At 67.9% G+C, this 11,462-nt stretch carries 10 protein-coding genes and 1 other RNA gene; 4 read left to right on the forward strand and 7 right to left on the reverse strand.

The window, feature by feature from the left end; all coding sequences use genetic code 11:
• Positions 1-61: 61 nt before the first annotated feature.
• On the reverse strand, positions 62-1,402 hold the full coding sequence (glnA, locus tag ABZW74_RS17185; RefSeq protein WP_240860482.1) for a type I glutamate--ammonia ligase: 1,341 nt from the start codon (positions 1,400-1,402) through the stop codon (positions 62-64).
• Between the two features lie 296 nt (positions 1,403-1,698).
• Between glnA and panB the strand changes: the two genes are divergently transcribed.
• Genes panB through ABZW74_RS17200 form a run of 3 tightly spaced genes read left to right on the forward strand, consistent with a single transcriptional unit; the run spans position 1,699 to position 5,099 of the window.
• Positions 1,699-2,553, forward strand: a complete 855-nt coding sequence (gene panB, locus ABZW74_RS17190; RefSeq protein ID WP_240860480.1) for a 3-methyl-2-oxobutanoate hydroxymethyltransferase — start codon at positions 1,699-1,701, stop codon at positions 2,551-2,553.
• A 53-nt stretch (positions 2,554-2,606) separates the two neighbouring features.
• Positions 2,607-3,557, forward strand: a complete 951-nt coding sequence (gene pip, locus ABZW74_RS17195) for a prolyl aminopeptidase (protein ID WP_240860478.1) — start codon at positions 2,607-2,609, stop codon at positions 3,555-3,557.
• Between the two features lie 51 nt (positions 3,558-3,608).
• The gene (locus tag ABZW74_RS17200) at positions 3,609-5,099 is read left to right on the forward strand and encodes a CYTH and CHAD domain-containing protein (RefSeq protein ID WP_240860476.1); all 1,491 of its coding nucleotides are present in this window, start codon (positions 3,609-3,611) and stop codon (positions 5,097-5,099) included.
• A 271-nt stretch (positions 5,100-5,370) separates the two neighbouring features.
• Here ABZW74_RS17200 and ABZW74_RS17205 read toward each other — a convergent pair whose 3' ends face one another.
• Together ABZW74_RS17205 and ABZW74_RS17210 are read right to left on the reverse strand one after the other, a co-directional pair.
• A complete protein-coding gene (locus tag ABZW74_RS17205) occupies positions 5,371-6,792 on the reverse strand; it encodes an RNB domain-containing ribonuclease (protein WP_355277836.1) in 1,422 nt (473 codons plus the stop codon).
• 42 nt (positions 6,793-6,834) lie between these two features.
• A complete protein-coding gene (locus tag ABZW74_RS17210) occupies positions 6,835-7,863 on the reverse strand; it encodes an alcohol dehydrogenase catalytic domain-containing protein (RefSeq protein ID WP_355277839.1) in 1,029 nt (342 codons plus the stop codon).
• A gap of 202 nt (positions 7,864-8,065) precedes the next feature.
• Here ABZW74_RS17210 and rnpB point away from each other — a divergent pair.
• Positions 8,066-8,492: RNase P RNA component class A (rnpB, locus tag ABZW74_RS17215), an RNA gene on the forward strand.
• A 16-nt stretch (positions 8,493-8,508) separates the two neighbouring features.
• On the opposite strand, the gene ABZW74_RS17220 is transcribed toward rnpB, so the two are convergent.
• The 4 genes from ABZW74_RS17220 to ABZW74_RS17235 all read right to left on the reverse strand — a co-directional run.
• Positions 8,509-9,162, reverse strand: coding sequence for a histidine phosphatase family protein (locus ABZW74_RS17220; protein WP_240860471.1), 654 nt, complete (start codon positions 9,160-9,162; stop codon positions 8,509-8,511).
• Between the two features lie 3 nt (positions 9,163-9,165).
• A complete protein-coding gene (locus ABZW74_RS17225) occupies positions 9,166-9,903 on the reverse strand; it encodes a C4-type zinc ribbon domain-containing protein (protein ID WP_355277842.1) in 738 nt (245 codons plus the stop codon).
• Positions 9,904-9,985: 82 nt separating this feature from the next.
• Positions 9,986-11,119 (reverse strand): Nif3-like dinuclear metal center hexameric protein, encoded by a 1,134-nt coding sequence (locus ABZW74_RS17230; protein WP_355277845.1) that lies wholly within the window; start codon positions 11,117-11,119, stop codon positions 9,986-9,988.
• On the reverse strand, positions 11,116-11,462 hold a 347-nt coding region (locus tag ABZW74_RS17235; protein WP_355277847.1), incomplete at its 5' end, for an aminotransferase class I/II-fold pyridoxal phosphate-dependent enzyme. The genes ABZW74_RS17230 and ABZW74_RS17235, both read right to left, overlap by 4 nt.

Raw genomic sequence — 11,462 nt, forward strand, 5'->3', positions numbered from 1 at the left:
AACCGTAGCGACCCGAGATCGGACATCACAGGCGGGTGCCACGATGAACGGCTACAGACGACTACAGGGGCAGGTAGCTCTTCAACTCGAACGGGGTGACCAGGCTGCGATAGTTGGTCCACTCGGTCCACTTGTTGCGCAGGAAGTAGTCGAAGACGTGCTCCCCGAGCGCCTCGGCCACCAGTTCGGAGTTCTCCATCTGGTGCAGAGCCTCGGCCAGGCTGCCGGGCAATTCCTTGTAGCCCATCGCCCGACGCTCCGCCGGGGTCAACGCCCACACGTCGTCCTCGGCCTCGTCGGGCAGTTCGTAGTCCTCGCTGATGCCCTTGAGACCGGCCGCCAGCAGAACCGCGAAGGTCAGGTACGGGTTGCAAGCCGAATCTGGGCTGCGGACCTCGACCCGACGCGACGACGCCTTGTTGGGCGTGTAGAGCGGCAAGCGGATGAGTGCCGACCGGTTGGCACCACCCCACGTCGCCGCGGTCGGGGCCTCGCCACCGTGGATGAGTCGCTTGTAGCTGTTGACCCACTGGTTGGTGACGGCGCTGATCTCGGCGGCGTGATGCAGGATGCCGGCGATGAACTTCTTCCCAGTGTCCGACAACTGCATCGGGTCGTCCGGGTTGTGGAAAGCATTGATGTCGCCCTCGAACAGGCTCATGTGCGTGTGCATCGCCGAACCGGGGTGCTCGCTGAACGGCTTGGGCATGAACGTGGCCCAGGTGCCCTCCCCGATCGCGACCTCCTTGATGACATAGCGGAAGGTCATCACGTTGTCGGCCATCGACAGCGCGTCGGCATAACGCAGATCGATCTCCTGCTGCCCCGGCGCACCCTCGTGATGGGAGAACTCGACGGAAATGCCCATCGACTCCAGTGCCTCGATCGCGTGGCGACGGAAGTTGGGCGCGGCGTCGTGGACGGCCTGGTCGAAGTAGCCGCCCGAGTCGGCCGGGACCGGCACACTGCCGTCGAGCGGTGCTTCCTTGAGGAGGAAGAACTCGATCTCCGGGTGGACGTAACAGCTGAAGCCCAAGTCGGCGGCCTTGTTCAGCTGGCGTCGCAACACATGACGCGAGTCGGCCCAGCTCGGAGTGCCGTCGGGCATCGCGATGTCACAGAACATGCGTGCCGAGTGATGCCGACCGCTCGAGGTGGTCCACGGAAGGATCTGGAACGTCGACGGATCCGGTTTGGCAACGGTGTCGGCCTCCGACACCCGGGAGAATCCCTCGATCGCGGAACCGTCGAAGCCGATCCCCTCGGCGAACGCACCCTCGAGTTCTGCCGGAGCGATCGCCACCGACTTGAGATAGCCGAGGACGTCGGTGAACCACAGCCTTACGAATCGGATGTCGCGCTCTTCGAGGGTCCGGAGCACGAATTCCTTTTGGCGATCCATGGTCGCCGACATTAGAAGTAGCCTGTTAAATCTGTGTTACACGCACAATTCGAACTCGATGTCCTGCCGTTTTGTCGAGCCCATCCCACCATGCGGAACTGGGGAGCCCGAATATGAGACGCAACCTGCAACGACACCCGCGGCGCACCCACACCCACGCGAGGACCGCAACCGGTCATTGTGACCAACGCCATAGCCATCGCGGGTTCTGCGTCGTGTCCCCGATGGGAGACTAGAGGAGTCCGTGATCAACCCGGGTACCCGCCATGCGGGACTCGAGGCAGAAAGAGACAACGATGTCCGAAACTTCGGTCTATGGTGCTGCTCCCACCACTTCTGGCACCACTCCCGCTCGTCGCCGCAAGACCCGCATCCAGCATCTCGCCCAGATGAAAGCCGAAGGCGAGAAGTGGTCGATGCTCACCGCCTACGACTATTCCTCGGCACGCATCTTCGACGACGCCGAGATCCCCGTACTGCTCGTCGGCGACTCCGCCGCCAACGTGGTGCTCGGCTACGACACCACCATCCCCTGCACACTCGACGAACTCATCCCCCTGATGCGTGCCGTGGTGCGCGGCGCGCCCCACGCCCTCGTCGTCGCCGACCTCACCTTCGGCAGCTACGAGGCCGGACCGCAGCAGGCCCTCGAGTCCGCGGTCCGCATCTTCAAGGAGTCCGGCGCTCACGCAGTCAAACTCGAAGGCGGCGAACGTGTCGCACCGCAGATCGCCGCACTCACTGCCGCAGGCATCCCGGTGATGGCACACATCGGCTTCACCCCGCAGAGTGTCAACGGCCTCGGCGGCTTCCGGGTCCAGGGTCGCGGTGACGGGGGTGACCAACTCATCGCCGACGCGATCGCCGTGCAGGAGGCCGGCGCCTTCGCCGTCGTGATGGAGATGGTCCCGGCCGACCTCGCAGGCCAAATCACCCGCAAGCTCACCATCCCGACGGTCGGCATCGGCGCGGGCAACGAGACCGACGCCCAGGTTCTCGTCTGGCAGGACATGGCCGGAATGACCGACGGCAAGACCGCGAAGTTCGTGAAGCGTTTCGGTGACGTCGGCTCCGAGCTCCGCAATGCCGCAGTGCAGTACGCCGACGAGGTCCGACGCGGCGTGTTCCCGGGTCTCGAGCACTCCTACTGATCGACCGGCGCCCTCCGACTCCGATCGCGCATTCCGCACCCTATGGTGTGACCATGCGCGATCTCTATCCGCCGGTCGAACCGTACGCCGCCGGCCATCTCGATGTCGGTGACGGACAACAGATCTACTGGGAGACCTCCGGCAATCCCGACGGCAAGCCCGCGGTGTTCGTGCACGGTGGACCCGGCGGCGGAACCTCACCGGACCAGCGTCGCTTCTTCGACCCCGACCGCTACCGCATCGTCCTGTTCGACCAGCGCAACTGCGGCCGGTCGCGTCCGCACGTGGCCGACGGCGCAGACCTCACCACGAACACGACACCTCACCTGATCGCCGACATGGAGGCACTGCGCGAGCACCTGCTCATCGACCGATGGCAGGTCTTCGGCGGGTCATGGGGTTCGACACTCGGACTCGCCTACGCCCAGACGCATCCCGATCGGGTCACCGAGCTCGTGCTGCGCGGGATCTTCTTGCTGCGTCGCAGCGAGATCGACTGGTACTACAACACCGGGGCGTCGAACATCTATCCGGACCTGTGGGAGTCCTATCTGGCTCCCATCCCGGCCGACGAACGCGATGGCGACCTCGTCGCCGCCTACCATCGGCTGCTCACCTCCGACGACCCCGCCATCGCGCAGGCGGCGGCGAGCGCCTGGACCGGTTGGGAACACTCGACGAGTTATCTGCTGCCCCGACCGGATGCCACCGACGAGGGTTCCCGTTTCGACCTGGCCTTCGCCTCGATCGAGAACCACTACTTCGTCCATCACGGCTTCCTCGACGACGGTCAGTTGCTGCGCGACATCGACCGCATCGCACACATTCCGGGTGTCATCGTGCAGGGACGCTACGACGTGGTGTGCCCGATGCGCAGCGCGTGGGATCTGCACCGCGCCTGGCCATCGGCGCAACTGCACGTCGTCGACGACGCCGGGCACGCGTCCTTCGAACCCGGCATCAAACACCACCTGGTGACGGCCACCGACGCCTTTGCGGAGTGACGATCGCGGGACCGTAGACTGACCAGACCGACATTCCCGACAGGAGGCACCGTGGCCGCATCCGAGCAGATCGAGATCGAGCTCAAATTCGATGTTGATGCCGGCCAGAGCGCCCCAGATCTACGCGCGCTGCCGGGTGTCGTGTCGGCCGTCGAACCCGAGACCTTCGCCTTGGACGCAACCTATTTCGACACCGAGACACTGGATCTCGCCGGCAACGCCATCACCATGCGACGCCGTACCGGCGGCCCGGATGCGGGGTGGCATCTCAAGCGTCCGAGCTCGGTGTCGGGGGCCCGTCGCGAGACCCGACTGACCTTCGATCAGGCCCCCGCCGACGGCGACGTGCCCACCGAACTGCTCACCCCGGTCCTCGCCCTGACGCGGTCCCGACGACTCGCGCCGGTCGCGGTCATCTCGACCACGCGCACGGTGACCGTGCTGCTCGGACCCGACGGTGTCCGGCTGGCGGAGTTCGCCGAGGATCTGGTGACCGCTCAGTCGCTGCTGCCCGGCGGACACAGCCAGCAGTGGGCCGAGTGGGAGTTCGAGCTGATCGACGGCGACAACCGGCTCCTCAAGGCCGCCCACAAGGTCCTGCGCTCGGCTGGTGGCCGGGAACCGTCGAGCGCTTCCAAACTCGCCCGCGCGATCGGCTCGACTCCCACCGCCCACGAACCGCGGCTCTCCAAGAAGCCCACGGCACTCGAACTCGTCGTCACCGACATCGCCCTGCACCGCAATTCGCTGATCGCCTACGACCCCCTCGTCCGGGTCGACGCGGAGGACGCCGTGCACCAGATGCGGGTGTCCACCCGACGTCTGCGCAGTGTCCTGTCGGGCTTTCCGACCGTCCTCGACGCGGAACGGACCGCGCACCTCAACGGAGAACTCAAACTGTTGGCCGGAATCCTCGGCGAAGCGCGCGATTCCGAGGTCCAACTCGCACTCGATGAATCTCTCCTCCGCGATGAGCCGGCATCCCCGACCCTCGTCGACGCGCTCGCCGGAACCGAAACCGCCACGCACGACCGCGCGATTCGGGCAGCCCATTCGGCCATGTCGTCGGCCCGCTACTTCGCACTGCTCGACGCCATCGACGAACTCATCGCCGCACCGCCCCCCGGCCCGGACGCCGACATCCCCGCGACCGATGCCGTCGACAAGGCGATCGACAAGAGCCGCAAGCACATCAACAAGGCGCAGGGCCGCCTCGCCGAACTCCCCGAGGGTTCCGACGAGTGGGAAGAGCAGCTGCACACGATCCGCAAGCGCGCCAAGCGACTCCGCTACAGCATCGACGCCGCCGAACCGCTCGGCAAGAAGAAGTACAAGCAGGTCGGCGCCGTCGCCAAGGAAATCCAGTCCGCCCTGGGCGATTTCAACGATTCCCGGATCAATCGGACCAAGCTCGCCGAACTCGCCGCCAGCGGTCGACTGCCCGGGCCGGACATGTTCATCCTCGGACGCATCGACGCCCGCCTCGAAGCGGACGGCGAAAAGGCCATCGCCGACTACGTCAAGTCCGCCAAGAAGCTCTGATCTCACCCGCTCCGCAACCCCCACCCGCTCCCCGAGCCGCCACCCCGCTCCCTGAGGTGCTCGAGGCGCTAGCCGAGAGCCTCGAAGGGCTGGTGAGAAAAGGGAATTGGGCGACCACGCAGCGAGTCTCACCAGGGGGCTTCGAGGCTCGTCGACTTCGAGACGCTCCATGCTCGTACCTCGCATGGGGCTCCTCAGCCCGGCGGCTTGCGCTCCTCGCACCTCAGCCAGCGGGGGCGGAGGGGCTGCGGCGACGGGAAGGGGACAGCCCTCACGCCGGCGCGAACGACACCGACCGTGTCACGGGGTCGGCGGCGGTCAGCGTCACGGTGATGCTGCTCCCCTGCGCGGGTGAACCCTCGCACGACGCCACCACGGCAGGTTCGGCGATGAAGATGCGCGCCGGTCGTTTGCCGTCGGCCTCCTGCAAGACCACCGCGTCGAACCGTTCGCCGACGCGGTCGGCCAACACGACCGCCTCGGCGAGATCCACGCTCGCCCGATCGGCCGCCGACCCGAGCGAATCCGCGGACCGCAGGACCTTCGGGAGCGTCGGCAATGCCCGGACAGTCCAGTCCGGCAAAGGCTTTCCCGACGTGACCGACAGGCATACCTCGGTGGCGAACCGATCGCCGAGCCGACGCAGCGGCGCGGTGACATGCGCGTAGACGCCGCCGATCGCGGCGTGGATCATCTCGTCGTCCGCCGGAGGGTCTGCGGGGCCTGTGCCCACGCCCAGCGGTAGATAGCCCGCACCGCGCATCAGTGCACCGGCATGCGACATCACGGCCAGCGTCGTCGGTGCGTCGCGCGGCAGTCCGGCCAGAAACTGTCCGGGCGTCTGCCCGTCCGGCCACGGCACCCCGAGAGATCGTGCGGTCGCACGCAATTCGGCGACGGCATCGCGCGCGGCCGGCGGAAGCGTCCGCAACAGTCCGATCCCGGCGTCGCGCATGATCTGTCCCGCACACCGTCCGGTCAGCAACGACAGTTGTGAGTTCCAGAGGTCCGCGGGCGTTCGCGGAGCGATCTGCAGCGACCACCCATCCGGCCCCGACACCACCTCCTGATCGGGCAGATCCAGTTCGATGGCTCCCGCCGCCAGCGCCACCCGATGCCGCAGCTCCCCGAACTCGGGCAGGGCAGCGATCGACGGGTGCAGCCGGGACGCCACCGCGTCCGCCGACACACCGGCATAGTCCAGGCGCGCAACCGATGTCACCAAAGCACGACGCACCGCCACGTCGGCGACCTCGCCGTCGTGCGTGACGCGGATCGTCCACAGCACGGCGGACCGTTTCTGGTCGGGCAACAACGAACCGGCACCCTCGGAGAGCACACGAGGATGCAGCGGCACCGACCCGTCCGGGAAGTAGATGGTGGTCCCGCGTCGGCGGCTTTCCGAATCGAGCGCGCCTTCAGGTCGCACGAGCGCGGCCAGATCCGCGATCGCATAGTCGACGACATATCCGTCGGCATCCGAGCGCAGGTGCACGGCCTGATCGAGGTCCATCGATCCGGGTGGATCGATGGTGACCAGCGGAACGTCGGTGTGGTCTTCACGTTCGGCCGCATGCGCGTCGGTCGCCTGCTGCGCCTTCGCCAGGGCGGCAGCGCCGTAGTCCTCGTTCACGCCGAGTTCGATGCGGATCGCCTCGAAGTCGATGTCCGGCGCCGACAGCCTGCGTTGCACGCCTTCGACACTATCCCCGCCGCGCCGCAACCCGCGGCCGCCTCACGACAATTCGAGTGCCACCTTGACGCAATCGGCCGATCGCGCAGCGGCCAACTCGTAGGCGCGCGGCGCTTCGTCGAACGGCAGATGATGGGTGACGATGCCGCTGGTGTCGAGGCGACCCGACTGCATCTCGTCGACGATCGTCGGCCACAACTGCTGCACCGGGGCGGTCGTCGAGCGCAGGGTGACGCTCCGCACCAAGCACATCGTCGCCGGGAACGGATAAGGGTTGAGGTCGTGCACACCGATCACCGAGACGGTGCCGCCGGCCCGCACGCAGGTCAGCCCCGCGTTCAGGGTGGCGTCGGAGGCGACGGCGTCGACCACCGAGTCGGGACCCACACCGCCGGTCGCCTCGGTCACCGCACCGAGATCCGCGGGGTCGAGGGTGATCACCCGATCGGCTGCGGCCCGCGCACGCCGCCCGCGAACCGGGTCGACGGCGAACACCGTTCCCACCCCTTGAGCGAGAGCACTGCGGACCGCACACAGTCCGACCGCCCCCAACCCGAAGACGATCACGCTCCCGCCCTCGGGGACATCGGCGCGTGCGACACCTGCCCACCCGGTGACCAGGTTGTCGGTGAGCAGCAGCGCCGTGTCGGTGTCGACGGCGTCGGGCACGGCCAGCAGATGGAAGTCGGCAGCAGGCACCGCGAGCAGTTCGGACTGAGCTCCGCCGAGCAGTCCACCCCCGAAGATGACCAGTCCCCGCACGCACCGGGTCGGGTCGAGCGTCGCGCATCCGGCGCACTGGCCACACCCACTCACCGACGACACCAGCACGCGGTCCCCCACCCGATGATTCGCGACGTCGGCTCCCACCTCCACCACCGTGCCGACCGCTTCGTGACCGAGCGCCAGCGGTGACACGAGCGGATAGTCGCCGTCGAAGAAATGCAGGTCGGATCCGCAGATCGCCGACGATTCGATCGCGACGATCGCACCCGCCGAATCGGGCAACACCGGATCGGGGGTGACGTCGATGCGCACTGCTCCCGGGTTGTCGATGACCACACTGCGCACGCGACGCCTCCTCCTCTGCCCGGACGGCTGTGTGAACTTCGTCGGCGCCGTCACGGTGCGTCAGACGCTACCGACCCCCACCCCGCGGCACGCGAAATCCGCTCATTCCGTGGGGTATTCGCCGTCAACGACATTGCCGCGAACCGTGTGGGGCCAACCGGTCCGGCCTGGCCAGGGCGGCAGGCTATCCTGGATGCGCGAACGAGTCGGCCGGGCGGCCGCGGCGCGCGGAACGGCCAGCCAACTGGTGCGCCGAGCGCCGAGGAAAGTCCGGACTCCACAGAGCAGGGTGGTTGTTAACGGCAACCCGGGGTGACCCGCGGGACAGTGCCACAGAGAACAGACCGCCGACCGTGAGGTCGGTAAGGGTGAAACGGTGCGGTAAGAGCGCACCAGCGGAACGGGTGACCGTGCCGGCTAGGTAAACCCCACCCGGAGCAAGGCCGAAGCGCGGATCGCGGTAGCAATACCGTCATGCGCGTGCGCGGGTGTCACGAGGGCTGCTCGCCCCAGCCCGCGGGTGGGCCGCTCGAGGTGCCCGGTGACGGTGCACCCAGATGGATGGTCGCCGCCGCCCCGCGGTTTCCGCCGGGGCGGCACAGGATCCGGCTTACACGCCGACTCGTTCGCCCTCCCCGACCGCTTTCAGCGCAAGTGGGAGGTGTCGTTGACGAGGCGTACCACCGAACCGCCGTCGGGAAAGAACTCGGTGATCGACACCGACGCCAGGTCCAGGTGCAGTCGGAACAGCAGTTCCGGACCCACTCCGAGCGCCTCACGCAGCAGCGACTTGATCGGGGTCACGTGCGAGACCAGCACCACCGTCTGTCCTGGATACCGCGCAAGCAGTTCGTCTTTGGCGGCGCTCACGCGCTCGGCGACGGCGGCGAAGCTCTCGCCGCCCGGCGTCGGGACCGTGACGTCCGACAGCCATCGCGCATGAATCTCCGGGTCGCGCGCCGCCGCCTCGGGAAAGGTCAGACCCTCCCACTCGCCGAAGTCCGTCTCGATGAGTCCCGGATGCTCGACGACGTCGAGCCCCATCTGTCCGGCCACCGCGCCCGCCGTATCCAGCGCGCGCTGCAACGGCGACGACACGATGGCCACCGCGTCGAATTGCTTCGCCAGTCCGGCTGCCGCAGCCGCGGCCTGCGACCGCCCCATCTCGGTCAGCACCGGATTGCCGCGGCCCGAGTACCGCCGCTGCACCGACAGTTCGGTCTGACCGTGGCGCAGCAGGATCAACCGAGTGGCCTCACCGCGCTGCCCTTGCCACGACGGGGTCTTTGCGTCGGCCACGCGCTACAGCCCCGACTCCGCGGTGCGGACCAGGATCGCCCCGCACTCCTCACACCGGATCACCTCGTCGGAGGATGCGGCAGAGATCCGTGCGATGGTGCCGCGGTCGAGTTCCATTCGGCAGGCACCGCATCGCCGGGCGCGCAGCAGTCCGGCTCCCACTCGTCCGGCCGACCGCTGACGGTCGTAGACCGCGAGCAATTCCGGGGCCACCTCTGCTGCGATGTCGTCGCGCCGGCGCTGCTTGTCCCCACGGTCGGTCTCGATCGAGGTGATCGACTCCTCGCGTCGTACACGCACCGCGGCGAGCTTGCCCTCGAGGTGTTCGATGGTCGCCGCCGCACGTCCGCGTTCGGCTTCCAGCGCCTCCTGCTGCTCCATCACCGACAGCAAGTCGTCTTCGAGCACCGACCGGCGTCGGCCCAGACCGGCCAGCTCGTGCTGCAGCTCCGACAACGCCTTGGGAGCCAACCCACCCGCGGTCAGAAGCGCCGAGTCCTTCTTCTCGCGTGCGGCCATACCGGTGACCTCGGAATCGATCCGACGATACTCCCGGGTGAGATCCTCGCCGGAGATCTCTGACCGCACGAGGTCGTCGCGGGCCGCGTCGAGTTCACGTTCGATGTCCGCGATCTCGGCATCCTCAGCGAGGGTGGCGCGTCGGTGGTCCAGGCGTGCGATCTCGGCGTCGGCGTCCGCGAGTTCGAGCAGCAGTCGCTGGGCACCGGCCTCCGCGATCATCGGGGCCTCCTGAGTTCGGGCATCCCACAACCGTACGCGCCGCCACACGCGACACCGCAGGCGAGGCGACTGCGCTCGGCGATCACCCGAACCGGTGGACCACGAACGGATCGGTGGGCTTGTCGTACACCTCGACGTCGAGACCCAACCGGTCCGACAACAGCCCGGCAGCCTGTGCGCACCATGGAAACTCGGTCGCCCAGTGACCCGCATCGACGAGCGCTGGTCCGCCCGCGCGGCGGGATTCATCGACCGGGTGATGGCGGAGGTCACCCGTGAGATACACGTCGACGCCGATGCGCCGCACCGCGTCGAGCAGCGAGTCACCCGCGCCGCCGCACACCGCGACGGTCGATATCTGCGCATCCGGGTCGCCCGCGGCCCGCACCCCCCAGGGACTGTGCAGCGCGGCCGCCGCCTGCGCGGTGAACTCGGCGAGAGTCACCGGCCGGGCCAGGCTGCCCACCCTCCCCAATCCGAGATCGCTGTCGACGTCGGCGAGTTCGAAGATGTCGAAAGCGGGCTCCTCGTACGGATGTGCCGTTCGCAGTGCCGCCAGGACAGTAGCGCGGAGGCCGCGGACCGCGACCATCTCCACCCGGGCCTCGTCGACATGGGTGCGCATGCCGATCTCGCCGATGGCCGGCGTCGCCGCCTCCTGCGGTTCGAACTGCCCGGTACCCACCACCGACCACGCGCAGTCGCGGTACTCGCCGATCGCCCCCGCGCCCGCGGCAAACATCGCCTCGCTCACCTGCTCGGTGTTGCCCTCCGGCACCATCACCACCCACTTGTCCATGGGGGCAACGGGTTTGGGTTCGATGGGGACGGTATCGAGCACACCGAGCGACGCCGCGAGGGCATCCGAGACGCCGGGTCGGGCGCTGTCGGCGTTGGTGTGCGCGGTATGCAGGGCGATCTGATGGCGGATCAGCCGATGCACGACCCGCCCCTTGGCGGTGTCGGCGGCCACCGAGTCCACGCCGCGCAGCAACAGCGGATGGTGCGCGAGCACGAAGTCGGCCCCTGCGGCGATCGCCGCGTCGACCACTCCATCGGTGACGTCGACACACACCAGCGCACGGCGTACCGGTTCGCCACGATCGCCGCAGACCAGCCCCGCCGAATCCCATGGCTCGGCCAACACCGGCGGGTATGCACGTTCGATCTCGGCGACCACGTCGCCCACGAGAAGTGATTCATCGGTGGCGCTCATGATTGACCTCCAGTCCGACCCGCTCGAATCTGCTCGATCGCGGCCACCAACTCGGCGACCGGCTCGGCGGCCCGCACCGCCAGGCGTAGATGCTCGGCGCCGAGGCCGACGAAGTTCACGCAGCCACGCACCGCGAAGCCCCGTTCCGCCAGCCCCTGCTTGATCACCAGCGCGTCGGGCACCTCCACCAGGACGAACGGCGCGCGCGGTTCGGCCGCCACCCGAAGTCCGATGCGTTCGAGTTCGCGGCACATCCGCTCTCGTTCGGTTGCGACCGCCGCCGCCTGTTCGGCCCGGTAACGCTCACCACGCTCGCTCAGGCAGGCGGTCAACGCGGCGAGCG

Origin of the sequence: Gordonia sp. NPDC003585 (assembly GCF_040610755.1) — a bacterium.
In the GTDB taxonomy this organism is placed as follows: Bacteria; Actinomycetota; Actinomycetes; order Mycobacteriales; family Mycobacteriaceae; genus Gordonia.